The sequence below is a fragment of the Streptococcus oralis genome, assembly GCF_023110435.1.
Classification (GTDB): Bacteria; Bacillota; Bacilli; order Lactobacillales; family Streptococcaceae; genus Streptococcus; species Streptococcus oralis_CF.
Genome location: NZ_JALDWB010000002.1, coordinates 204,683 through 225,831 on the forward strand (window position 1 = coordinate 204,683; position 21,149 = coordinate 225,831).

General features: G+C 41.9%; 33 protein-coding genes and 1 pseudogene. All 34 read left to right on the forward strand.

The annotated features are described in order from the left end of the window. The first annotated feature begins 13 nt into the window (after nucleotides 1–13). Nucleotides 14–637, forward strand: coding sequence for a 50S ribosomal protein L4 (rplD, locus tag M1F97_RS05220; protein ID WP_000024539.1), 624 nt, complete (start codon nucleotides 14–16; stop codon nucleotides 635–637). Next, nucleotides 637–933 (forward strand): 50S ribosomal protein L23, encoded by a 297-nt coding sequence (locus tag M1F97_RS05225; protein WP_001055347.1) that lies wholly within the window; start codon nucleotides 637–639, stop codon nucleotides 931–933. The genes rplD and M1F97_RS05225 overlap by 1 nt, the downstream gene beginning before the upstream one ends. A 17-nt stretch (nucleotides 934–950) precedes the next feature. Then, the gene (gene rplB / locus M1F97_RS05230) at nucleotides 951–1,784 is read left to right on the forward strand and encodes a 50S ribosomal protein L2 (RefSeq protein WP_000512910.1); all 834 of its coding nucleotides are present in this window, start codon (nucleotides 951–953) and stop codon (nucleotides 1,782–1,784) included. A gap of 103 nt (nucleotides 1,785–1,887) precedes the next feature. After that, the gene (gene rpsS, locus M1F97_RS05235; RefSeq protein ID WP_000533766.1) at nucleotides 1,888–2,169 is read left to right on the forward strand and encodes a 30S ribosomal protein S19; all 282 of its coding nucleotides are present in this window, start codon (nucleotides 1,888–1,890) and stop codon (nucleotides 2,167–2,169) included. Nucleotides 2,170–2,180: 11 nt separating this feature from the next. Then, nucleotides 2,181–2,525 (forward strand): 50S ribosomal protein L22, encoded by a 345-nt coding sequence (gene rplV, locus M1F97_RS05240; protein WP_000818137.1) that lies wholly within the window; start codon nucleotides 2,181–2,183, stop codon nucleotides 2,523–2,525. Nucleotides 2,526–2,537: 12 nt separating this feature from the next. Further along, nucleotides 2,538–3,191 (forward strand): 30S ribosomal protein S3, encoded by a 654-nt coding sequence (gene rpsC, locus M1F97_RS05245; protein WP_000529936.1) that lies wholly within the window; start codon nucleotides 2,538–2,540, stop codon nucleotides 3,189–3,191. 3 nt (nucleotides 3,192–3,194) lie between these two features. Next, nucleotides 3,195–3,608: a 50S ribosomal protein L16 gene (rplP, locus tag M1F97_RS05250; protein WP_000960948.1), complete on the forward strand. Its 414-nt coding sequence runs from the start codon at nucleotides 3,195–3,197 to the stop codon at nucleotides 3,606–3,608. Between the two features lie 9 nt (nucleotides 3,609–3,617). Next, on the forward strand, nucleotides 3,618–3,824 hold the full coding sequence (gene rpmC, locus M1F97_RS05255) for a 50S ribosomal protein L29 (protein WP_000772918.1): 207 nt from the start codon (nucleotides 3,618–3,620) through the stop codon (nucleotides 3,822–3,824). Between the two features lie 24 nt (nucleotides 3,825–3,848). Then, on the forward strand, nucleotides 3,849–4,109 hold the full coding sequence (gene rpsQ / locus M1F97_RS05260; protein ID WP_000440801.1) for a 30S ribosomal protein S17: 261 nt from the start codon (nucleotides 3,849–3,851) through the stop codon (nucleotides 4,107–4,109). 25 nt (nucleotides 4,110–4,134) lie between these two features. Then, nucleotides 4,135–4,503, forward strand: a complete 369-nt coding sequence (rplN, locus tag M1F97_RS05265; RefSeq protein WP_000616545.1) for a 50S ribosomal protein L14 — start codon at nucleotides 4,135–4,137, stop codon at nucleotides 4,501–4,503. Between the two features lie 78 nt (nucleotides 4,504–4,581). After that, nucleotides 4,582–4,887, forward strand: a complete 306-nt coding sequence (gene rplX, locus M1F97_RS05270; protein ID WP_000497691.1) for a 50S ribosomal protein L24 — start codon at nucleotides 4,582–4,584, stop codon at nucleotides 4,885–4,887. Nucleotides 4,888–4,910: 23 nt separating this feature from the next. Next, the gene (rplE, locus tag M1F97_RS05275) at nucleotides 4,911–5,453 is read left to right on the forward strand and encodes a 50S ribosomal protein L5 (RefSeq protein ID WP_000013542.1); all 543 of its coding nucleotides are present in this window, start codon (nucleotides 4,911–4,913) and stop codon (nucleotides 5,451–5,453) included. A 17-nt stretch (nucleotides 5,454–5,470) separates the two neighbouring features. Then, a complete protein-coding gene (locus M1F97_RS05280) occupies nucleotides 5,471–5,656 on the forward strand; it encodes a type Z 30S ribosomal protein S14 (protein ID WP_001085697.1) in 186 nt (61 codons plus the stop codon). A 284-nt stretch (nucleotides 5,657–5,940) separates the two neighbouring features. Continuing rightward, nucleotides 5,941–6,339 (forward strand): 30S ribosomal protein S8, encoded by a 399-nt coding sequence (gene rpsH, locus M1F97_RS05285; RefSeq protein WP_000245504.1) that lies wholly within the window; start codon nucleotides 5,941–5,943, stop codon nucleotides 6,337–6,339. 187 nt (nucleotides 6,340–6,526) lie between these two features. Continuing rightward, entirely contained in the window at nucleotides 6,527–7,063 is a 537-nt protein-coding gene (gene rplF, locus M1F97_RS05290) for a 50S ribosomal protein L6 (RefSeq protein ID WP_247944437.1), read from the forward strand. An 83-nt stretch (nucleotides 7,064–7,146) separates the two neighbouring features. Then, nucleotides 7,147–7,503 carry a 50S ribosomal protein L18 gene (gene rplR / locus M1F97_RS05295; protein ID WP_000624044.1) on the forward strand — a complete coding sequence of 119 codons (357 nt, stop codon included), beginning with the start codon at nucleotides 7,147–7,149 and terminating at the stop codon, nucleotides 7,501–7,503. 17 nt (nucleotides 7,504–7,520) lie between these two features. Continuing rightward, entirely contained in the window at nucleotides 7,521–8,015 is a 495-nt protein-coding gene (gene rpsE / locus M1F97_RS05300) for a 30S ribosomal protein S5 (RefSeq protein WP_000874204.1), read from the forward strand. Nucleotides 8,016–8,028: 13 nt separating this feature from the next. Next, on the forward strand, nucleotides 8,029–8,211 hold the full coding sequence (gene rpmD / locus M1F97_RS05305; RefSeq protein WP_000057241.1) for a 50S ribosomal protein L30: 183 nt from the start codon (nucleotides 8,029–8,031) through the stop codon (nucleotides 8,209–8,211). Between the two features lie 144 nt (nucleotides 8,212–8,355). After that, nucleotides 8,356–8,796, forward strand: coding sequence for a 50S ribosomal protein L15 (gene rplO, locus M1F97_RS05310; RefSeq protein WP_247944438.1), 441 nt, complete (start codon nucleotides 8,356–8,358; stop codon nucleotides 8,794–8,796). A gap of 11 nt (nucleotides 8,797–8,807) precedes the next feature. Then, a complete protein-coding gene (gene secY, locus M1F97_RS05315; protein WP_000465381.1) occupies nucleotides 8,808–10,118 on the forward strand; it encodes a preprotein translocase subunit SecY in 1,311 nt (436 codons plus the stop codon). 145 nt (nucleotides 10,119–10,263) lie between these two features. Then, nucleotides 10,264–10,902 (forward strand): adenylate kinase, encoded by a 639-nt coding sequence (locus tag M1F97_RS05320; protein ID WP_247944439.1) that lies wholly within the window; start codon nucleotides 10,264–10,266, stop codon nucleotides 10,900–10,902. Between the two features lie 116 nt (nucleotides 10,903–11,018). Next, nucleotides 11,019–11,237, forward strand: a complete 219-nt coding sequence (gene infA / locus M1F97_RS05325; protein WP_001029883.1) for a translation initiation factor IF-1 — start codon at nucleotides 11,019–11,021, stop codon at nucleotides 11,235–11,237. Between the two features lie 24 nt (nucleotides 11,238–11,261). Continuing rightward, complete coding sequence (gene rpmJ / locus M1F97_RS05330) at nucleotides 11,262–11,378, forward strand: 50S ribosomal protein L36 (RefSeq protein ID WP_001808836.1); 117 nt, start codon at nucleotides 11,262–11,264, stop codon at nucleotides 11,376–11,378. 17 nt (nucleotides 11,379–11,395) lie between these two features. Next, the gene (gene rpsM / locus M1F97_RS05335; RefSeq protein ID WP_000090781.1) at nucleotides 11,396–11,761 is read left to right on the forward strand and encodes a 30S ribosomal protein S13; all 366 of its coding nucleotides are present in this window, start codon (nucleotides 11,396–11,398) and stop codon (nucleotides 11,759–11,761) included. Nucleotides 11,762–11,778: 17 nt separating this feature from the next. Further along, on the forward strand, nucleotides 11,779–12,162 hold the full coding sequence (gene rpsK / locus M1F97_RS05340) for a 30S ribosomal protein S11 (RefSeq protein WP_001118385.1): 384 nt from the start codon (nucleotides 11,779–11,781) through the stop codon (nucleotides 12,160–12,162). Nucleotides 12,163–12,204: 42 nt separating this feature from the next. Then, complete coding sequence (locus tag M1F97_RS05345) at nucleotides 12,205–13,140, forward strand: DNA-directed RNA polymerase subunit alpha (RefSeq protein ID WP_000568993.1); 936 nt, start codon at nucleotides 12,205–12,207, stop codon at nucleotides 13,138–13,140. Nucleotides 13,141–13,151: 11 nt separating this feature from the next. Further along, nucleotides 13,152–13,538: a 50S ribosomal protein L17 gene (gene rplQ, locus M1F97_RS05350; protein WP_000331493.1), complete on the forward strand. Its 387-nt coding sequence runs from the start codon at nucleotides 13,152–13,154 to the stop codon at nucleotides 13,536–13,538. 263 nt (nucleotides 13,539–13,801) lie between these two features. Continuing rightward, nucleotides 13,802–14,068: an ACT domain-containing protein gene (locus M1F97_RS05355; RefSeq protein ID WP_045617779.1), complete on the forward strand. Its 267-nt coding sequence runs from the start codon at nucleotides 13,802–13,804 to the stop codon at nucleotides 14,066–14,068. A gap of 9 nt (nucleotides 14,069–14,077) precedes the next feature. Continuing rightward, nucleotides 14,078–15,415: a PFL family protein gene (locus M1F97_RS05360; RefSeq protein ID WP_247944440.1), complete on the forward strand. Its 1,338-nt coding sequence runs from the start codon at nucleotides 14,078–14,080 to the stop codon at nucleotides 15,413–15,415. Between the two features lie 236 nt (nucleotides 15,416–15,651). Next, nucleotides 15,652–16,344: a histidine phosphatase family protein gene (locus M1F97_RS05365; protein ID WP_247944441.1), complete on the forward strand. Its 693-nt coding sequence runs from the start codon at nucleotides 15,652–15,654 to the stop codon at nucleotides 16,342–16,344. Between the two features lie 158 nt (nucleotides 16,345–16,502). Then, nucleotides 16,503–19,004: a leucine--tRNA ligase gene (gene leuS, locus M1F97_RS05370; protein WP_247944442.1), complete on the forward strand. Its 2,502-nt coding sequence runs from the start codon at nucleotides 16,503–16,505 to the stop codon at nucleotides 19,002–19,004. A gap of 194 nt (nucleotides 19,005–19,198) precedes the next feature. Further along, nucleotides 19,199–19,894, forward strand: a complete 696-nt coding sequence (locus M1F97_RS05375; RefSeq protein WP_125398486.1) for a GNAT family N-acetyltransferase — start codon at nucleotides 19,199–19,201, stop codon at nucleotides 19,892–19,894. An 11-nt stretch (nucleotides 19,895–19,905) separates the two neighbouring features. Further along, a complete protein-coding gene (locus tag M1F97_RS05380; protein WP_125398485.1) occupies nucleotides 19,906–20,322 on the forward strand; it encodes a GNAT family N-acetyltransferase in 417 nt (138 codons plus the stop codon). A gap of 290 nt (nucleotides 20,323–20,612) precedes the next feature. After that, nucleotides 20,613–21,149: pseudogene (locus M1F97_RS05385) on the forward strand (IS30 family transposase); the annotation flags it as partial.

Genomic DNA, 21,149 nt, shown 5'->3' on the forward strand with positions numbered 1-21,149 from the left:
GAAATCAGTCACAATGGCAAACGTAACATTATTTGACCAAACTGGTAAAGAAGCTGGCCAAGTTGTTCTTAACGATGCAGTATTTGGTATTGAACCAAATGAATCAGTTGTGTTTGATGTGATCATCAGCCAACGCGCAAGCCTTCGTCAAGGAACACACGCTGTTAAAAACCGCTCTGCAGTATCAGGTGGTGGACGCAAACCATGGCGTCAAAAAGGAACTGGACGTGCTCGTCAAGGTTCTATCCGCTCACCACAATGGCGTGGTGGTGGTGTTGTCTTCGGACCAACTCCACGTTCATACGGCTACAAACTTCCACAAAAAGTTCGTCGCCTAGCTCTTAAATCAGTTTACTCTGAAAAAGTTGCTGAAAATAAATTTGTAGCCGTTGATTCTCTTGAATTTACAGCTCCAAAAACTGCTGAATTTGCAAAAGTTCTTGCAGCTTTGAGCATCGATTCTAAAGTCCTTGTTATTCTTGAAGAAGGAAATGAATTCGCAGCTCTTTCAGCTCGTAACCTTCCAAACGTGAAAGTTGCAACTGCTACAACTGCAAGTGTTCTTGACATCGCAAATAGCGACAAACTTCTTGTCACACAAGCAGCTATCTCTAAAATCGAGGAGGTTCTTGCATAATGAATTTGTATGATGTTATCAAAAAACCTGTCATCACTGAAAGCTCAATGGCTCAACTTGAAGCAGGAAAATATGTATTTGAAGTTGACACTCGTGCACACAAACTTTTGATCAAGCAAGCTGTTGAAGCTGCTTTCGAAGGTGTTAAAGTTGCCAACGTTAACACAATCAACGTAAAACCTAAAGCAAAACGTGTTGGACGTTACACTGGTTTTACTAACAAAACTAAAAAAGCTATCATCACACTTACAGCTGATTCAAAAGCAATCGAGTTGTTTGCTGCTGAAGCTGAATAATCTAAGGAGGAAATATCGTGGGAATTCGTGTTTATAAACCAACAACAAACGGTCGCCGTAATATGACTTCTTTGGATTTCGCTGAAATCACAACAAGCACTCCTGAAAAATCATTGCTTGTTGCTTTGAAGAGCAAGGCTGGTCGTAACAACAACGGTCGTATCACTGTTCGTCACCAAGGTGGTGGACACAAACGTTTCTACCGTTTGGTTGACTTCAAACGTAACAAAGACAACGTTGAAGCTGTTGTTAAAACAATCGAGTACGATCCAAACCGTTCTGCAAACATCGCTCTTGTACACTACACTGACGGTGTGAAAGCATACATCATCGCTCCAAAAGGTCTTGAAGTTGGTCAACGTATCGTTTCAGGTCCAGAAGCAGATATCAAAGTCGGAAACGCACTTCCACTTGCTAACATCCCAGTTGGTACTTTGATCCACAACATCGAGTTGAAACCAGGTCGTGGTGGAGAATTGGTACGTGCTGCTGGAGCTTCTGCTCAAGTATTGGGTCAAGAAGGTAAATACGTTCTTGTTCGTCTTCAATCTGGCGAAGTTCGTATGATTCTTGGAACTTGTCGTGCTACAGTTGGTGTTGTCGGAAACGAACAACATGGACTTGTGAACCTTGGTAAAGCAGGACGTAGCCGTTGGAAAGGTATCCGCCCAACAGTTCGTGGTTCTGTAATGAACCCTAACGATCACCCACACGGTGGTGGTGAAGGTAAAGCACCAGTTGGTCGTAAAGCGCCATCTACTCCATGGGGCAAACCTGCTCTTGGTCTTAAAACTCGTAACAAGAAAGCGAAATCTGACAAACTTATCGTTCGTCGTCGCAACGAGAAATAATAGTAAACTAGTCGCCTAAGCAACTAGGAAATCCGCCAGCTCGGTAGCGCTCCATGTGAGCGCAAGCCGCTGTGGTACAACATTTAAAGGAGAAAATATAAAAATGGGACGCAGTCTTAAAAAAGGACCTTTCGTCGATGAGCATTTGATGAAAAAAGTTGAAGCTCAAGCTAACGACGAAAAGAAAAAAGTTATTAAAACTTGGTCACGTCGTTCAACGATCTTCCCAAGTTTCATTGGTTACACTATCGCAGTTTATGATGGACGTAAACACGTACCTGTTTACATCCAAGAAGACATGGTAGGTCACAAACTTGGTGAATTTGCACCAACTCGTACTTACAAAGGTCACGCTGCAGACGACAAGAAAACACGTAGAAAATAAGGAGAACATAAATGGCAGAAATTACTTCAGCTAAAGCAATGGCTCGTACAGTACGTGTTTCACCTCGTAAATCACGTCTTGTTCTTGACAACATCCGTGGTAAAAGCGTAGCCGATGCTATTGCAATCTTGACATTCACTCCAAACAAAGCTGCTGAAATCATCTTGAAAGTTTTGAACTCAGCTGTAGCTAACGCTGAAAACAACTTTGGTTTGGACAAAGCTAACTTGGTAGTATCTGAAGCATTCGCAAACGAAGGACCAACTATGAAACGTTTCCGTCCACGTGCGAAAGGTTCAGCTTCACCAATCAACAAACGTACAGCTCACATCACTGTGGCTGTTGCAGAAAAATAAGGAGGTAACATCGTGGGTCAAAAAGTACATCCAATTGGTATGCGTGTCGGCATCATCCGTGATTGGGATGCCAAATGGTATGCTGAAAAAGAATACGCGGATTACCTTCATGAAGATCTTGCAATCCGTAAATTCGTTCAAAAAGAACTTGCTGACGCAGCAGTTTCAACTATCGAAATCGAACGCGCAGTAAACAAAGTTAACGTTTCACTTCACACTGCTAAACCAGGTATGGTTATCGGTAAAGGTGGTGCTAACGTTGATGCACTCCGTGCAAAACTTAACAAATTGACTGGAAAACAAGTACACATCAACATCATCGAAATCAAACAACCTGATTTGGATGCTCACCTTGTAGGTGAAGGAATTGCTCGTCAATTGGAGCAACGTGTCGCTTTCCGTCGTGCACAAAAACAAGCAATCCAACGTGCAATGCGTGCTGGAGCTAAAGGAATCAAAACTCAGGTATCAGGTCGTTTGAACGGTGCAGATATCGCCCGTGCTGAAGGATACTCTGAAGGAACTGTTCCACTTCACACACTTCGTGCAGATATCGATTACGCTTGGGAAGAAGCAGATACTACATACGGTAAACTTGGTGTTAAAGTATGGATCTACCGTGGTGAAGTTCTTCCAGCTCGTAAAAACACTAAAGGAGGTAAATAACCAATGTTAGTACCTAAACGTGTTAAACACCGTCGTGAATTCCGTGGAAAAATGCGCGGTGAAGCAAAAGGTGGAAAAGAAGTAGCATTCGGTGAATACGGTCTTCAAGCTACAACTAGCCACTGGATCACTAACCGCCAAATCGAAGCTGCTCGTATCGCCATGACTCGTTACATGAAACGTGGTGGTAAAGTTTGGATTAAAATCTTCCCACACAAATCATACACTGCTAAAGCTATCGGTGTGCGTATGGGATCTGGTAAAGGGGCACCTGAAGGTTGGGTAGCACCAGTTAAACGTGGAAAAGTGATGTTTGAAGTTGCTGGTGTATCTGAAGAGATCGCTCGCGAAGCGCTTCGTCTTGCTAGCCACAAATTGCCAGTTAAATGTAAATTCGTAAAACGTGAAGCAGAATAAGGAGAAGGCATGAAACTTAATGAAGTAAAAGAATTTGTTAAAGAACTTCGTGGTCTTTCTCAAGAAGAACTCGCGAAGCGCGAAAACGAATTGAAAAAAGAATTGTTCGAACTTCGTTTCCAAGCTGCTACTGGTCAATTAGAACAAACAGCTCGCTTGAAAGAAGTTAAAAAACAAATCGCTCGTATCAAAACAGTTCAATCTGAAGCGAAATAATAGACTAGGGAAGGAGAAATTTCAATGGAACGCAATAATCGTAAAGTTCTTGTTGGACGTGTTGTATCTGACAAAATGGACAAGACAATCACAGTTGTAGTTGAAACAAAACGTAACCACCCAGTCTATGGTAAACGTATTAACTACTCTAAGAAATACAAAGCACATGATGAAAACAATGTTGCCAAAGAAGGCGATATCGTACGTATCATGGAAACTCGCCCGCTTTCAGCTACAAAACGTTTCCGTCTTGTAGAAGTTGTTGAAGAAGCGGTCATCATCTAATCAAGCCTGAAAGGAGAAAACTGAAATGATTCAAACAGAAACTCGTTTGAAAGTCGCAGACAACAGCGGTGCTCGCGAAATCTTGACTATCAAAGTTCTTGGTGGTTCAGGACGTAAATTTGCAAATATCGGTGATGTTATTGTGGCATCTGTAAAACAAGCTACTCCTGGTGGTGCGGTTAAAAAAGGTGACGTTGTAAAAGCTGTTATCGTTCGTACTAAATCAGGTGCTCGTCGTGCTGATGGTTCATACATCAAATTTGACGAAAACGCAGCAGTTATCATCCGTGAAGACAAAACTCCTCGCGGAACACGTATCTTTGGCCCAGTTGCACGTGAATTGCGTGAAGGTGGCTTCATGAAGATCGTGTCACTTGCTCCAGAAGTACTTTAATTTTAAAAAAACAAACTAGTCCCCTAGCTTCAAGCTAGGGTGCCCTTATGGGCGTAAGAAAAATCAAGGAGAAACCTAATGTTTGTAAAAAAAGGCGACAAAGTTCGCGTAATCGCTGGTAAAGATAAGGGAACAGAAGCTGTTGTCCTTACTGCCCTTCCAAAAGTAAACAAAGTTATCGTTGAAGGTGTTAACATCGTTAAGAAACACCAACGTCCAACTAACGAGCTTCCTCAAGGTGGTATCATCGAGAAAGAAGCAGCTATCCACGTATCAAACGTTCAAGTTTTGGACAAAAATGGTGTGGCTGGTCGTGTTGGTTACAAATTTGTAGACGGTAAAAAAGTTCGCTACAACAAAAAATCAGGCGAAGTGCTTGATTAATCACGAAGGAAAGGAGAAGTATAATGGCAAATCGTTTAAAAGAAAAATATCTTAATGAAGTAGTTCCTGCTTTGACAGAACAATTCAACTACTCATCAGTGATGGCTGTGCCTAAAGTAGATAAGATCGTTTTGAACATGGGTGTTGGTGAAGCTGTATCAAACGCTAAAAGTCTTGAAAAAGCTGCTGAAGAATTGGCACTTATCTCAGGTCAAAAACCACTTATCACTAAAGCTAAAAAATCAATCGCCGGCTTCCGTCTTCGTGAAGGTGTAGCGATCGGTGCAAAAGTTACCCTTCGTGGTGAACGTATGTACGAATTCTTGGACAAATTGGTTTCAGTTTCACTTCCACGTGTACGTGACTTCCACGGTGTTCCAACAAAATCATTTGATGGACGCGGAAACTACACACTTGGTGTGAAAGAACAATTGATTTTCCCAGAAATCAACTTTGATGACGTTGACAAAACTCGTGGTCTTGACATCGTTATCGTAACAACTGCTAACACTGACGAAGAGTCACGTGCATTGCTTACAGGCCTTGGAATGCCTTTTGCAAAATAATATAGGAGGTAAATCTAATGGCTAAAAAATCAATGATTGCTAAGAACAAACGTCCAGCGAAGTTCTCTACTCAAGCTTATACTCGTTGTGAAAAATGTGGTCGTCCACATTCAGTTTACCGCAAATTTAAACTTTGCCGTGTTTGCTTCCGTGAATTAGCTTACAAAGGACAAATTCCTGGTGTAACAAAAGCATCTTGGTAATTTAAGATATCAAGGGCGTCAAAACTCCAGGTGAAAATAGGAAACTTGACGAAGAAACTGAAGTTTCTAGGAAAGTTTATCTTTTTCACGCAGAGTTTAGCCCGGGTTCAGTTGGGATTGCCAATTTGAACACGAGCTACAGCTTTGGCAAAAAAGACCAATTTGCTTTGGAGCATCGCTCCTGCATCAAATTGCCTATTTTTGCTCTTGCTGTTACGCTCTTTGTATCATGTGTTAACTAGCAAGTGCAACTTGCAAACTACTAGTAAGAGGAGAAAAATAAAATGGTTATGACTGACCCAATCGCAGACTTCCTAACTCGTATTCGTAACGCTAACCAAGCGAAACACGAAGTACTTGAAGTACCTGCATCAAACATCAAAAAAGGGATTGCTGAAATCCTTAAACGCGAAGGTTTTGTAAAAAACGTAGAAATCATCGAAGATGACAAACAAGGCATCATCCGTGTATTCCTTAAATACGGACCAAACGGTGAAAAAGTTATCACTAACTTGAAACGTGTTTCTAAACCAGGACTTCGTGTCTACAAAAAACGTGAAGATCTTCCAAAAGTTCTTAACGGACTTGGAATTGCTATCCTTTCAACATCTGAAGGTTTGCTTACTGATAAAGAAGCTCGCCAAAAGAACGTTGGTGGGGAAGTTATCGCTTACGTTTGGTAATATTTAGCTCCCAATTTCTTTGTGCCTCTTCGTTATCGTCTCTTGCCTAACCTAAAGTTATGCCTGCGAGACGATGCCTAGATTCACTTTGAAATTGAAACCTAAATGTTCCTTTAAATCGAGAAATCGATTTAACCCCGTGAAAACTGGCCATCATGGCCTGACAATCTAACAGGAGAAAATAAACATGTCACGTATTGGTAATAAAGTTATCGTGTTGCCTGCTGGTGTTAAACTCACTAACAATGACAACGTTGTAACTGTAAAAGGACCTAAAGGAGAACTTACTCGTGAGTTCTCAAAAGATATTGAAATTCGTGTGGAAGGTACTGAAGTAACTCTTCACCGTCCAAACGATTCAAAAGAAATGAAAACTATTCACGGAACTACTCGTGCCCTTTTGAACAACATGGTTGTTGGTGTATCAGAAGGATTCAAGAAAGAACTTGAAATGCGTGGGGTTGGTTACCGTGCACAACTTCAAGGAAAAAAACTTGTTTTGGCTGTAGGTAAATCTCATCCAGACGAAGTTGAAGCTCCAGAAGGAATTACTTTTGAACTTCCAAACCCAACAACAATCGTTATCAGCGGAATTTCAAAAGAAGTAGTTGGTCAAACAGCTGCTTACGTACGTAGCCTTCGCTCACCAGAACCATATAAAGGTAAAGGTATCCGTTACGTTGGAGAATACGTTCGTCTTAAAGAAGGTAAAACAGGTAAATAATGTTGAGTGGTTGATCTTCAACCACCGACCTATTTTCCAACTTTGTGCATAGCACACGATTTAAAACTAAAGAGGTGAAAACTGTGATTTCTAAACCAGATAAAAACAAACTCCGCCAAAAACGCCATCGTCGCGTTCGCGGAAAACTCTCTGGAACTGCTGATCGCCCACGTTTGAACGTATTCCGTTCTAATACAGGCATCTACGCTCAAGTGATTGATGACGTAGCGGGTGTAACGCTCGCAAGTGCTTCAACTCTTGACAAAGAAGTTTCAAAAGGAACTAAAACTGAACAAGCCGTTGCTGTCGGTAAACTCGTTGCAGAACGTGCAAACGCTAAAGGTATTTCAGAAGTGGTGTTCGACCGCGGTGGATATCTATATCACGGACGTGTGAAAGCTTTGGCTGATGCAGCTCGTGAAAACGGATTGAAATTCTAATAGGAGGACACTAGAAAATGGCATTTAAAGACAATGCAGTTGAATTAGAAGAACGCGTAGTTGCTGTCAACCGTGTTACAAAAGTTGTTAAAGGTGGACGTCGTCTTCGTTTCGCAGCTCTTGTTGTTGTTGGTGACCACAATGGTCGCGTAGGATTTGGTACTGGTAAAGCTCAAGAAGTTCCAGAAGCAATCCGTAAAGCAGTAGAAGATGCTAAGAAAAACTTGATTGAAGTTCCTATGGTTGGAACAACAATTCCTCACGAAGTTCTTTCAGAATTCGGTGGAGCTAAAGTATTGTTGAAACCTGCTGTAGAAGGTTCTGGAGTTGCCGCTGGTGGTGCAGTTCGTGCCGTTGTGGAATTGGCAGGTGTGGCAGATATTACATCTAAATCACTTGGCTCTAACACTCCAATCAACATTGTTCGCGCAACTGTTGAAGGTTTGAAACAATTGAAACGCGCTGAAGAAGTTGCTGCCCTTCGTGGTATCTCAGTTTCTGATTTGGCATAAGAAAGGGGATAAAATGGCTCAAATTAAAATTACTTTGACTAAGTCTCCAATCGGACGCATTCCATCACAACGTAAAACTGTTGTAGCACTTGGACTTGGCAAATTGAACAGCTCTGTTATCAAAGAAGACAATGCTGCTATCCGTGGTATGATCACTGCAGTATCTCACTTGGTAACAGTTGAAGAAGTAAACTAATGAATTTTTAGGGGATGTGGCAATACTCATCCCCTAAAACTAGGTATAGTCATCTAAGATGACGATGTATAGGCGAGTTGATAAGGGAGACAACCTTTTCTCACTTGTCGGCGCTAGCATTTTACAAAAGAGGAGAAAATATAAATGAAACTTCATGAATTGAAACCTGCAGAAGGTTCTCGTAAAGTACGTAACCGTGTTGGTCGTGGTACTTCATCAGGTAACGGTAAAACATCTGGTCGCGGTCAAAAAGGTCAAAAAGCTCGTAGCGGTGGCGGAGTTCGCCTTGGTTTTGAAGGTGGACAAACTCCATTGTTCCGCCGTCTTCCAAAACGTGGATTCACTAACATCAACACTAAAGAATACGCAATTGTAAATCTTGATCAATTGAACGTTTTTGAAGATGGTACTGAAGTTACTCCAGTTGTTCTTATCGAAGCAGGAATTGTAAAGGCTGAAAAATCAGGCGTTAAAATTCTTGGTAACGGTGAGTTGACTAAGAAGTTGACTGTGAAAGCAGCTAAATTCTCTAAAACAGCTGAAGAAGCTATCACTGCTAAAGGTGGTTCAGTAGAAGTCATCTAGAGAGGTGACCTATGTTTTTTAAATTATTAAAAGAGGCTCTCAAGGTTAAGAAAGTACGATCAAAAATTCTCTTTACGATTTTTATCATACTTGTCTTCCGTATTGGGACTAGTATTACTGTACCAGGTGTGAATGCAAAAAGTCTGGAAGCTTTGAGTGGATTATCCTTCTTGAACATGCTTAGTTTAGTTTCAGGGAATGCCATGAAGAACTTCTCGGTTTTTGCACTCGGTGTGAGTCCGTATATCACAGCTTCCATCGTTGTTCAATTGCTACAAATGGATATTGTTCCAAAGTTTGTAGAGTGGGGCAAGCAGGGGGAAGTAGGACGGAGAAAGATAAACCAAGCGACTCGTTATATTGCGCTTGTACTTGCGTTTGTGCAATCAATCGGAATCACTGCTGGTTTTAACACTCTATCTGGTGCAAAATTATTAACGACAGATCTAACACCTCAAGTCTTTGTTACGATTGGTATTATCCTGACTGCAGGTACTATGATTGTTACTTGGCTCGGGGAGCAAATCACTGATAAGGGATATGGTAACGGGGTGTCTATGATTATCTTTGCTGGGATTGTGGCTTCAATTCCAGAGATGATTCATGGCATCTACGTGGACTATTTTGTCAATATTCCAAGTGATCGGTTGACGTCATCTATTATATTTGTCGTTATTCTCATTATAGCTGTTTTGTTGATTGTTTACTTTACAACATATGTACAACAGGCAGAATATAAAATTCCGATCCAATATACAAAAGTTGCTCAAGGTGCTCCATCCAGTTCTTACCTTCCTTTGAAGGTCAATCCTGCTGGTGTTATCCCAGTTATCTTTGCAAGTTCGATTACGGCAGCTCCTGCGGCTATTCTTCAGTTTGTCAGCGCTATGGGGCTTGATTGGACTTGGGTACGTACAGCACAAGAAATGCTTGCGACAACATCTCCAACAGGTGTTGCCATGTATGCACTGCTGATTATTCTCTTTACATTCTTCTATACATTTGTACAGATCAATCCAGAGAAAGCAGCAGAAAACTTGCAAAAGAGCGGAGCCTATATCCACGGTGTCCGTCCTGGTAAGGGAACAGAAGAGTTCATGTCGAAACTTCTTCGTCGCCTTGCAACCGTCGGTTCCCTTTTCCTTGGTGTGATTTCAATCTTGCCGATTGTAGCAAAAGATGTCTTTGGGCTCTCAGAAGCGGTTGCTTTTGGGGGAACTAGTCTTTTGATCATTATTTCGACAGGTATCGAAGGAATCAAACAGCTAGAAGGTTACCTATTGAAACGTAAGTATGTTGGTTTCATGGACAAAACAGAATAAAAGCAAGACTACTTTTGCTTAGAGAGTGGAGTATGAAAGTCTATCTATAAGGGAGACTTTCGTCTCCCCTCTTCTATTTTGTTTTTAAATAGGAGTTAGAACAGTTTTCTGCTTCTATTTAAATACAAAATAAGGAGATCAGATCATGAATCTTTTGATTATGGGCTTACCTGGAGCAGGTAAGGGAACGCAAGCAGCTAAAATTGTGGAACAATTCCACGTGGCACACATTTCAACTGGAGATATGTTCCGTGCTGCTATGGCAAATCAAACTGAAATGGGTGTGCTTGCAAAGTCATACATCGACAAAGGTGAGTTGGTTCCAGATGAAGTTACAAATGGTATTGTTAAAGAACGCCTTTCACAGGATGATATCAAAGAAACAGGTTTCTTGTTAGATGGTTATCCACGCACAATTGAACAAGCCCATGCCTTGGATAAAACATTGGCTGAACTTGGTATTGAATTGGAAGGTGTGATCAACATTGAAGTGAATCCAGACTGTCTCTTGGAACGTTTGAGTGGCCGTATCATCCACCGCGAAACAGGTGAAACCTTCCACAAAGTTTTCAACCCACCAGTTGACTACAAAGAAGAAGATTACTACCAACGTGAAGATGACAAACCTGAGACAGTGAAACGTCGCTTGGATGTGAACATTGCACAAGGTGAACCAATCATTGCTCACTACCGTGCCAAAGGTTTGGTTCACGATATCGAAGGAAATCAAGATATCAATGATGTGTTCAAAGACATCGAAAAAGTATTGATAAATTTGAAATAAAGCGTTTTTCACACTTGCAAAAAATCGCTACAAATGTTATACTGAGATAGTCTGACTTATAATTGTTGTCTCTGTGTCTAGAGGCATCAAATCGAAATTTATGGAGGTGCTTTTGCGTGGCAAAAGACGATGTGATTGAAGTTGAAGGCAAAGTAGTCGATACAATGCCTAACGCAATGTTTACGGTTGAACTTGAAAATGGACATCAGATTTTAGCAACAGTTTCTGGTAAAATTCGTAAAAACTATATTCGTATTTTAGCGGGAGATCGTGTTACTGTCGAGATGAGTCCATATGACTTGACACGTGGACGTATCACTTACCGCTTTAAATAATCGAAAAACTTGGAGGGATAAGAAATGAAAGTAAGACCATCGGTCAAACCAATTTGCGAATACTGTAAAGTAATTCGTCGTAATGGTCGTGTTATGGTAATTTGCCCAGCAAATCCAAAACACAAACAACGTCAAGGATAAGATAGAAAGGAGAAAACATGGCTCGTATTGCTGGAGTTGACATTCCAAATGACAAACGCGTAGTAATCTCATTGACTTACGTTTATGGTATCGGACTTGCAACATCTAAGAAAATTTTGGCTGCTGCTGGAATCTCAGAAGATGTTCGTGTACGTGACCTTACATCAGATCAAGAAGATGCTATCCGTCGTGAAGTGGATGCAATCAAAGTTGAAGGTGACCTTCGTCGTGAAGTAAACTTGAACATCAAACGTTTGATGGAAATCGGTTCATACCGTGGTATTCGTCACCGTCGTGGACTTCCTGTCCGTGGACAAAACACTAAAAACAACGCTCGCACTCGTAAAGGTAAAGCTGTTGCGATTGCTGGTAAGAAAAAATAATATAGGAGGTAAAAGTCTTGGCTAAACCAACACGTAAACGTCGTGTGAAAAAGAATATCGAATCTGGTATTGCTCATATTCACGCTACATTTAATAACACTATTGTTATGATTACTGATGTGCATGGTAATGCAATTGCTTGGTCATCAGCTGGTGCTCTTGGTTTCAAAGGTTCTCGTAAATCTACACCATTCGCTGCTCAAATGGCTTCTGAAGCTGCTGCTAAATCTGCACAAGAACACGGTCTTAAATCAGTTGAAGTTACTGTAAAAGGTCCAGGTTCTGGTCGTGAGTCAGCTATTCGTGCGCTTGCTGCCGCTGGTCTTGAAGTAACAGCAATTCGTGATGTGACTCCAGTGCCACACAATGGTGCTCGTCCTCCAAAACGTCGCCGTGTATAATCATTGCATTACACTGCTTTTCGTTTAAGAGGGAGTAACTAAATGATCGAGTTTGAAAAACCAAATATAACAAAAATTGATGAAAATAAAGATTATGGCAAGTTTGTAATCGAACCGCTTGAACGTGGCTACGGTACAACTCTTGGTAACTCTCTTCGTCGTGTACTACTAGCTTCTCTACCAGGAGCAGCAGTGACATCTATCAATATTGAAGGTGTCTTGCATGAGTTCGACACAGTTCCAGGTGTTCGTGAAGACGTGATGCAAATCATTCTGAACATTAAAGGGATTGCAGTGAAATCATACGTTGAAGACGAAAAAATCATTGAGCTTGACGTTGAAGGTCCTGCTGAAATTACAGCTGGAGACATTTTGACTGACAGTGATATTGAAATTGTAAATCCAGATCATTATCTCTTTACAATCGGTGAAGGGTCTTCCCTAAAAGCGACAATGACTGTTAACAGTGGTCGTGGATATGTACCTGCTGATGAAAACAAAAAAGATAATGCACCAGTTGGAACACTTGCTGTAGATTCTATTTATACACCAGTTACAAAAGTCAACTATCAAGTAGAGCCTGCTCGTGTAGGTAGCAATGATGGATTTGACAAATTAACCCTTGAAATCTTGACCAATGGAACAATTATTCCAGAAGATGCTTTAGGGCTTTCAGCACGTATCTTGACAGAACATCTTGATTTGTTTACAAATCTTACTGAGATTGCTAAGTCAACTGAAGTGATGAAAGAAGCTGACACTGAATCTGACGATCGTATTTTGGATCGTACGATTGAGGAACTGGACTTATCTGTGCGTTCATACAACTGTTTGAAACGTGCCGGTATCAATACTGTGCATGATTTGACAGAAAAATCTGAAGCAGAGATGATGAAAGTACGAAATCTTGGACGCAAGAGTTTGGAAGAAGTGAAACTCAAACTCATTGACTTGGGTCTTGGATTAAAAGATAAATAAAGGAGGAATACATGGCTTACCGTAAACTAGGACGCACTAGCTCACAACGTAAAGCAATGCTTCGCGATTTGACAACTGACCTTTTGATCAACGAATCAATCGTGACAACTGAAGCTCGTGCTAAAGAAATCCGTAAAACTGTTGAAAAAATGATTACTCTAGGTAAACGTGGTGATTTGCATGCACGTCGTCAAGCAGCTGCTTTTGTACGTAATGAAATTGCATCTGAGAACTATGATGAAGCAACTGATAAGTACACTTCTACTACAGCACTTCAAAAATTGTTCTCAGAAATCGCACCTCGTTATGCTGAACGTAACGGTGGATACACTCGTATCCTTAAAACTGAACCACGTCGTGGTGATGCTGCGCCAATGGCGATCATCGAATTAGTATAAAATCATCAATTTTGTTGAGTGTTATGATGATGGAGTCTTGTGCTCTTAGTCTAGCTCTGGTCTACCGCTGGGACTTAGGTCCTAGCGGGAACACTCATCATCATTTGATAGGGTAGACGCTTGTTTACGAAATTGTTTTTTTCTTAAGAACAACTTCGTAAGCAGGCGTTTTTTAGTATTTTCTATGGAAATATGCTATACTAGGAAAAAAGAAAATCAAAAACGTTCAGGTTTTCTAAAAATCGTAGAAATGGGGTATAAGGATGAAGGCTATTATTACAGTGGTTGGCAAGGACAAAGCTGGGATTGTTGCAGGCGTGTCTACGAAGATTGCAGAGTTGGGTTTGAATATTGATGATATTTCTCAAACAGTACTGGATGAGTATTTCACCATGATGGCAGTCGTATCAAGTGATGAAAAACAAGATTTTACAACTCTGCGAAATGAGTTTGAAACTTTCGGTCAGACCTTGAATGTCAAAATCAATATTCAAAGTGCAGCGATTTTTGATGCTATGTACAATATCTAGGAGGTCATCATGGATATTAGACAAGTTACTGAAACCATTGCCATGATTGAAGAGCAGAATTTCGATATCAGAACCATCACCATGGGGATTTCCCTTTTGGACTGTATTGATCCAGACATCGAACGTGCTGCTGAAAAAATTTACCAAAAAATCACGACAAAGGCAGCTGAGTTAGTGGCTGTAGGAGATGAAATTGCTGCAGAACTTGGGATCCCGATTGTTAATAAACGGGTATCGGTGACTCCGATTTCTTTGATTGGTGCTGCGACTGATGCGACGGACTACGTCGTTTTGGCAAAGGCACTTGATAAGGCTGCCAAGGAGATTGGTGTTGACTTTATTGGTGGTTTTTCGGCTTTGGTACAAAAGGGCTACCAAAAAGGAGATGAGATTCTCATCAATTCTATCCCGCGTGCTCTAGCTGAGACGGACAAGGTCTGCTCGTCCGTCAATATCGGTTCAACCAAGTCAGGCATCAATATGACTGCAGTTGCAGATATGGGACGCATCATCAAGGAAACAGCTGCGCTATCAGATATGGGAGCTGCCAAATTGGTTATATTTGCTAATGCCGTTGAGGACAATCCTTTTATGGCAGGGGCTTTCCACGGTGTTGGCGAAGCAGATGTTATCATTAATGTCGGGGTTTCGGGTCCTGGTGTGGTGAAGCGCGCCTTAGAAAAGGTTCGTGGACAGAGCTTTGATGTAGTAGCCGAGACGGTCAAGAAAACAGCCTTCAAGATTACTCGTATCGGTCAACTAGTTGGTCAGATGGCCAGCGAGAGACTGGGTGTTGACTTTGGAATTGTCGACCTAAGCTTGGCTCCGACTCCTGCGGTTGGTGATTCTGTGGCTCGTGTCCTTGAGGAAATGGGCCTAGAAACAGTTGGTACGCATGGGACGACGGCTGCCCTCGCTCTTTTGAATGACCAAGTTAAGAAGGGCGGAGTGATGGCTTGTAATCAGGTCGGTGGCTTGTCAGGTGCTTTTATCCCTGTCTCTGAAGATGAGGGGATGATTGCCGCGGTGCAAAATGGTTCTCTAAATTTAGAAAAACTAGAAGCCATGACGGCTATCTGTTCTGTTGGACTGGATATGATTGCCATTCCGGAAGATACGCCTGCTGAAACCATTGCGGCTATGATTGCGGATGAGGCAGCAATCGGTGTCATTAACATGAAAACAACGGCCGTCCGTATCATTCCAAAGGGTAAAGAAGGCGATATGATTGAGTTTGGTGGCTTGCTAGGAACAGCTCCAGTTATGAAGGTCAACGGGGCTTCGTCTGTTGATTTCATCTCTCGCGGTGGCCAAATTCCAGCTCCAATCCATAGTTTTAAAAATTAATAAAAAAGGGAGAGGATTTAAGTTGAGTTTAAGGATGACTGTGTATACTATAATCATTAAATAAAGATCTCCTAACTTTATTTAATTAGAATCCTAAACTTTTTCATAATAATCTCCTAGGAAAGCTACCATGAGGGTAGCTTTTCTTGTGGGAAAATTACGAGAGCGGACTTTACTGTTGAAAGCCGAATATTTCTTTGTTCCATGATATAATAGAAGAAAATGGAGGATAGAAAATGTCTAAAGTAAGATTGTACTTGGTCCGTCATGGAAAAACCATGTTTAACACGATTGGACGTGCTCAAGGATGGAGTGATACACCTCTGACAACAGAAGGTGAGTTGGGGATTCACGAGTTAGGAATTGGCTTGAGAGAGTCTGGTTTACAATTTGACCGCGCTTATTCCAGTGATTCAGGGCGTACTATTCAAACCATGGGAATTATCCTGGAGGAACTTGGCTTGCAGGGGAAAATCCCTTATCGCATGGACAAGCGCATCAGAGAGTGGTGTTTTGGTAGTTTTGATGGGGCCTATGATGGGGATCTTTTTATGGGGGTCATTCCTCGTGTTTTCAAGGTGGATCATGTTCATCAGTTATCCTATGCTGAGCTAGCAGAAGGCTTGGTAGAGGTTGATACTGCTGGTTGGGCAGAAGGTTGGGAAAAACTCAGTGGTCGTATCAGAGAAGGTTTCGAGTCTATTGCCAAAGAAATGGAAGAGCAAGGTGGTGAGAATGCCCTTGTTGTCAGCCACGGGATGACCATTGGAACCATTGTGTATCTGATTAATGGCATGCATCCACATGGTCTCGATAATGGTAGCGTGACGATTCTTGAATATGAGAACGGTCGATTTAGCGTTGAAGTTGTTGGCGACCGTAGTTACCGAGAACTAGGACGTGAGAAGATGGAAGAAACAAATAGTTAATAGAAGTTAGCTCCAAGTAGGAGCTATTTTTTTCCTGTTAAATAAGTTGGGTTTGCGACTTAGTATTTCTTGTTATCCAAGTCTAAAAGAACATCTCTCGTCTTTCAAATTCCCCCAAAAATGGTATAATAGTAACATCATAAAATTGGAGAAATAGCATGAGTTTTTACAATCATAAGGAAATTGAGCCTAAGTGGCAGGGCTACTGGGCAGAACATCATACATTTAAGACAGGAACAGATGCATCAAAACCGAAGTTTTATGCTCTCGACATGTTCCCATATCCTTCAGGAGCTGGATTGCATGTAGGACACCCAGAAGGTTATACAGCAACCGATATTCTCAGCCGTTACAAACGTGCGCAAGGCTACAACGTCCTTCACCCAATGGGTTGGGATGCCTTTGGTTTGCCTGCAGAGCAATACGCTATGGATACGGGGAATGACCCAGCAGAATTTACGGCGGAAAATATTGCTAACTTCAAACGCCAAATCAATGCGCTTGGATTCTCTTATGACTGGGATCGCGAAGTCAACACAACAGATCCAAACTACTACAAATGGACGCAATGGATTTTCACTAAGCTTTACGAAAAAGGCTTGGCTTATGAAGCTGAAGTGCCAGTAAATTGGGTGGAAGAATTGGGAACAGCCATTGCCAACGAAGAAGTTCTTCCAGATGGAACATCTGAGCGTGGTGGCTATCCAGTTGTCCGCAAACCAATGCGCCAATGGATGCTTAAAATCACGGCCTATGCAGAGCGCTTGCTCAATGACTTGGATGACCTGGACTGGCCAGAGTCTATCAAGGACATGCAACGCAACTGGATTGGTAAATCAACTGGTGCTAATGTAACTTTCAAAGTGAAAGGGACTGACAAGGAATTTACCGTCTTTACCACTCGTCCTGATACGCTTTTCGGTGCGACTTTCACTGTATTGGCGCCTGAGCATGATTTGGTAGATGCTATCGTCAGTCCAGAACAAGCTGAAGCCGTAGCAGACTACAAACACCAAGCTAGCCTCAAGTCAGACTTGGCTCGTACCGACCTTGCCAAAGAAAAAACAGGGGTTTGGACGGGTGCTTATGCCATCAACCCTGTCAATGGCAAAGAAATTCCAATCTGGATTGCCGACTATGTTCTTGCTAGCTATGGTACAGGCGCGGTAATGGCTGTTCCAGCCCACGACCAACGTGACTGGGAATTTGCCAAACAATTTGGCCTTCCAATCGTAGAAGTGCTTGAAGGTGGAAATGTAGAAGAAGCTGCCTATACTGAAGATGGTCTTCATGTCAATTCAGACTTCCTAGATGGCCTTAACAAAGAAGACGCTATTGCTAAGATTGTAGCTTGGTTGGAAGAAAAAGGTTGTGGTCAAGAGAAGGTTACCTACCGTCTCCGCGACTGGCTCTTTAGTCGTCAACGTTACTGGGGTGAGCCAATCCCAATCATTCATTGGGAAGATGGGACTTCAACAGCTGTTCCAGAAAGTGAATTGCCACTTGTTTTGCCTGTAACCAAGGATATCCGCCCTTCAGGTACTGGGGAAAGCCCATTGGCTAACCTGACCGACTGGCTAGAAGTGACTCGTGAAGATGGTGTCAAAGGTCGTCGTGAAACAAACACTATGCCACAATGGGCTGGTTCAAGCTGGTACTACCTCCGTTATATTGACCCACACAATACTGAGAAATTGGCTGATGAGGATCTCCTCAAACAATGGTTGCCAGTCGATATCTATGTGGGTGGTGCAGAACACGCTGTGCTTCACTTGCTTTACGCTCGTTTCTGGCATAAATTCCTCTATGACCTCGGTGTTGTTCCGACTAAGGAACCATTCCAAAAACTCTTTAACCAAGGAATGATTTTGGGAACAAGCTACCGTGACCACCGCGGGGCTCTTGTGGCAACTGATAAGGTTGAAAAACGTGATGGTTCCTTCTTCCATGTGGAAACAGGAGAAGAGTTGGAGCAAGCACCAGCCAAGATGTCTAAATCTCTCAAGAACGTTGTCAACCCAGACGACGTAGTGGAACAATACGGTGCTGATACCCTTCGTGTCTATGAAATGTTCATGGGACCACTTGACGCTTCAATCGCTTGGTCAGAAGAAGGTTTGGAAGGAAGCCGTAAATTCCTCGACCGTGTTTACCGTTTGATTACAAGTAAAGAAATCGCTGCGGAAAACAATGGTGCTCTTGACAAGGTTTACAATGAAACAGTCAAAGCTGTCACTGAGCAAATCGAGTCCATGAAATTCAACACAGCCATTGCCCAACTCATGGTCTTTGTCAACGCAGCTAACAAGGAAGACAAACTCTATGTAGACTACGCCAAAGGCTTTATCCAATTGATTGCCCCATTTGCACCTCACTTGGCAGAAGAACTCTGGCAAACTGTTGCTGCAACAGGTGAGTCCATCTCTTATGTAGCTTGGCCAACATGGGACGAAAGCAAATTGGTTGAAGATGAAATCGAGATCGTCGTCCAAATCAAAGGAAAAGTTCGTGCCAAACTCATGGTCGCTAAAGACCTGTCACGCGAAGAATTGCAAGAAATTGCTCTGGCTGACGAAAAGGTCAAAGCAGAAATTGACGGTAAGGAAATCGTGAAGGTGATTGCGGTACCTAACAAACTCGTTAATATCGTCGTTAAATAACGAGTTTATTAGCCCTATCTGCCACCTTCAATAGTCCACTGGACTATTGAAGCCAACTAAACTCGTTAATATCGTTGTGAAATAAGAAACGAATCCTTCAGAGGTAGAATCTGGAGGATTTTTGAATTTTTTCATGAAAGTATGATATACTATGTGCAATTATAAAGTTTGAAAAGCAAAACAAGGAGAAAGCTATGCCAGTAAACGAATATGGTCAGATGATTGGTGAGTCAATGGAAGGTTATACACCAGGTGAATTGCCTTCCATTGATTTCTTAGAAGGGAGTTACGCTCGGATAGAGGCTCTTTCTGTGGAAAAGCATGCGGAGGATTTGCTAGCTGTTTATGGTCCAGATACTCCTCGGGAGATGTGGACCTACCTTTTTCAGGAGCCAGTGGCAGATATGGAGGAACTGGTTGCCGTTTTAAATCAGATGTTGGCTCGTAAGGATCGTTTTTTCTATGCTATCTTGGATAGGGAGACGGGTAAGGCCTTGGGAACATTTTCTCTCATGCGAATTGATCAGAATAACCGAGTAATAGAAGTGGGTGCTGTCACCTTTTCACCGGCTCTTAAGGGGACGAGGATAGGGACAGAAGCTCAGTATCTCTTGGCTCGCTATGTTTTTGAGGAGCTTAACTATCGTCGCTATGAGTGGAAATGCGATGCCTTAAATTTGCCATCAAGACGAGCAGCAGAGCGTTTGGGCTTTGTCTATGAAGGAACCTTCCGCCAGGCTGTCATTTATAAGGGGCGGACTAGAGATACGGATTGGTTGTCTATGATTGATAAGGACTGGCCCCAAGCCAAAACTCGCTTGGAAATGTGGCTGGCTCCTGAAAACTTTGATAAAGATGGACGGCAGTACAAGAGTTTGAGAGAAATCTAAGAGGTGATGACATGATTACCGTTAGAAAGCAAGAATTAGTAAATATAAATGATGTTTTGCATCTCTATCAGGCAGTCGGCTGGACAAATTATACACATCAATCCCAGATGCTGGAGAAGGCCTTGTCTCACTCATTAGCGATTTATCTGGCACTTGATGGCGATGCCGTGGTGGGCTTGGTCCGTTTGGTCGGAGATGGTTTCTCATCGATTTTTGTCCAGGATTTGATCGTTTTGCCTAGCTATCAGCGCCAAGGGATTGGTAGAGACTTGATGAAAGAGGCTTTAGAGGATTTTAAAGATGCCTATCAAGTCCAACTAGTGACCGAACAGACAGAAAAAAATTTAGAATTCTACTGTTCACTGGGTTTTGAAACCTTATCTACTTATGATTGTACGGGAATGATTTGGGTGGATCGAAAAAAATAAAAATAATTATTTTTCTTAAGTAAAGTTTAAGTCTCCTCGTGTATCATATAGTTATTAAATAAAGACCTCCTAACTTTATTTAATGAAATCCTAAACTTTTCTTTTTCATCATAATCTCCTAAAGAAGTCACCCAATCAGGTGGCTTTTTTGTTGCCTGAGAAAGGAAATTCCATTTGGAAAAAATTTTTTAAAAAAGATAAATTGTAAAATATAGTACACCAAAAAAACTCACAGCATTTCATTGGTGTAAACTGTAAGTAACCACACAAACAGAAGCCGAGGAAAAACTATGAGCTACTCCCATCTTACCATAACCGACCGAATAAAGATAGAAACTTACTTGTAATTAGGTTTGAAACCTTGCCAAATTGCAAGTAAACTTGGCGTCCATAAGTCTATCATTTCAAGAGAGTTGAGACGATGCCAAAATGGTTACTCCGCAGTCTTAGCACAGGAACAGTATGACCACAGGGCTAAGCAAAAGGGTCGGAAGTCTTGTTTAACACCTAAGTTGAAAAAGGAAATTGAGAAGGGGTTAAAAGCCTCCTGGTCGCCTGAACAGATTTGTGGGTGCTATCAGCTTGAACAAAGGCCAATGGTCGCTTTTAAAACCATCTATAACTGGCTCTATGCGGGTTTGATTGATCTGGATTTAAGCGTCCTTCGCCGAAAGGGAAAAAGTCGACAGCCAAAAGAAACACGTGGAAGATTTAGGATTGGCACACCGATTGCCAAACGTCCTAAAGAGATCCGGAATCGTGAAACTTTTGGTCACTGGGAGCTCGATACTGTGGTGTCTTCCAGAGGCAAAAGCAAGGGCTGTTTA

What these genes read in the sequence shown, in the direction of transcription:
- rplD (WP_000024539.1), top strand. Translation starts at nt 14, where the DNA reads ATGGCAAACGTAACATTATTTGACCAAACTGGTAAAGAAGCTGGCCAA.
- M1F97_RS05225 (WP_001055347.1), top strand. Translation starts at nt 637, where the DNA reads ATGAATTTGTATGATGTTATCAAAAAACCTGTCATCACTGAAAGCTCA.
- rpsS (WP_000533766.1), top strand. Translation starts at nt 1,888, where the DNA reads ATGGGACGCAGTCTTAAAAAAGGACCTTTCGTCGATGAGCATTTGATG.
- rplV (WP_000818137.1), top strand. Translation starts at nt 2,181, where the DNA reads ATGGCAGAAATTACTTCAGCTAAAGCAATGGCTCGTACAGTACGTGTT.
- rplP (WP_000960948.1), top strand. Translation starts at nt 3,195, where the DNA reads ATGTTAGTACCTAAACGTGTTAAACACCGTCGTGAATTCCGTGGAAAA.
- rpmC (WP_000772918.1), top strand. Translation starts at nt 3,618, where the DNA reads ATGAAACTTAATGAAGTAAAAGAATTTGTTAAAGAACTTCGTGGTCTT.
- rpsQ (WP_000440801.1), top strand. Translation starts at nt 3,849, where the DNA reads ATGGAACGCAATAATCGTAAAGTTCTTGTTGGACGTGTTGTATCTGAC.
- rplN (WP_000616545.1), top strand. Translation starts at nt 4,135, where the DNA reads ATGATTCAAACAGAAACTCGTTTGAAAGTCGCAGACAACAGCGGTGCT.
- rplX (WP_000497691.1), top strand. Translation starts at nt 4,582, where the DNA reads ATGTTTGTAAAAAAAGGCGACAAAGTTCGCGTAATCGCTGGTAAAGAT.
- rplE (WP_000013542.1), top strand. Translation starts at nt 4,911, where the DNA reads ATGGCAAATCGTTTAAAAGAAAAATATCTTAATGAAGTAGTTCCTGCT.
- M1F97_RS05280 (WP_001085697.1), top strand. Translation starts at nt 5,471, where the DNA reads ATGGCTAAAAAATCAATGATTGCTAAGAACAAACGTCCAGCGAAGTTC.
- rpsH (WP_000245504.1), top strand. Translation starts at nt 5,941, where the DNA reads ATGGTTATGACTGACCCAATCGCAGACTTCCTAACTCGTATTCGTAAC.
- rplF (WP_247944437.1), top strand. Translation starts at nt 6,527, where the DNA reads ATGTCACGTATTGGTAATAAAGTTATCGTGTTGCCTGCTGGTGTTAAA.
- rpsE (WP_000874204.1), top strand. Translation starts at nt 7,521, where the DNA reads ATGGCATTTAAAGACAATGCAGTTGAATTAGAAGAACGCGTAGTTGCT.
- rpmD (WP_000057241.1), top strand. Translation starts at nt 8,029, where the DNA reads ATGGCTCAAATTAAAATTACTTTGACTAAGTCTCCAATCGGACGCATT.
- rplO (WP_247944438.1), top strand. Translation starts at nt 8,356, where the DNA reads ATGAAACTTCATGAATTGAAACCTGCAGAAGGTTCTCGTAAAGTACGT.
- secY (WP_000465381.1), top strand. Translation starts at nt 8,808, where the DNA reads ATGTTTTTTAAATTATTAAAAGAGGCTCTCAAGGTTAAGAAAGTACGA.
- M1F97_RS05320 (WP_247944439.1), top strand. Translation starts at nt 10,264, where the DNA reads ATGAATCTTTTGATTATGGGCTTACCTGGAGCAGGTAAGGGAACGCAA.
- rpmJ (WP_001808836.1), top strand. Translation starts at nt 11,262, where the DNA reads ATGAAAGTAAGACCATCGGTCAAACCAATTTGCGAATACTGTAAAGTA.
- rpsM (WP_000090781.1), top strand. Translation starts at nt 11,396, where the DNA reads ATGGCTCGTATTGCTGGAGTTGACATTCCAAATGACAAACGCGTAGTA.
- M1F97_RS05345 (WP_000568993.1), top strand. Translation starts at nt 12,205, where the DNA reads ATGATCGAGTTTGAAAAACCAAATATAACAAAAATTGATGAAAATAAA.
- rplQ (WP_000331493.1), top strand. Translation starts at nt 13,152, where the DNA reads ATGGCTTACCGTAAACTAGGACGCACTAGCTCACAACGTAAAGCAATG.
- M1F97_RS05355 (WP_045617779.1), top strand. Translation starts at nt 13,802, where the DNA reads ATGAAGGCTATTATTACAGTGGTTGGCAAGGACAAAGCTGGGATTGTT.
- M1F97_RS05360 (WP_247944440.1), top strand. Translation starts at nt 14,078, where the DNA reads ATGGATATTAGACAAGTTACTGAAACCATTGCCATGATTGAAGAGCAG.
- M1F97_RS05365 (WP_247944441.1), top strand. Translation starts at nt 15,652, where the DNA reads ATGTCTAAAGTAAGATTGTACTTGGTCCGTCATGGAAAAACCATGTTT.
- leuS (WP_247944442.1), top strand. Translation starts at nt 16,503, where the DNA reads ATGAGTTTTTACAATCATAAGGAAATTGAGCCTAAGTGGCAGGGCTAC.
- M1F97_RS05375 (WP_125398486.1), top strand. Translation starts at nt 19,199, where the DNA reads ATGCCAGTAAACGAATATGGTCAGATGATTGGTGAGTCAATGGAAGGT.
- M1F97_RS05380 (WP_125398485.1), top strand. Translation starts at nt 19,906, where the DNA reads ATGATTACCGTTAGAAAGCAAGAATTAGTAAATATAAATGATGTTTTG.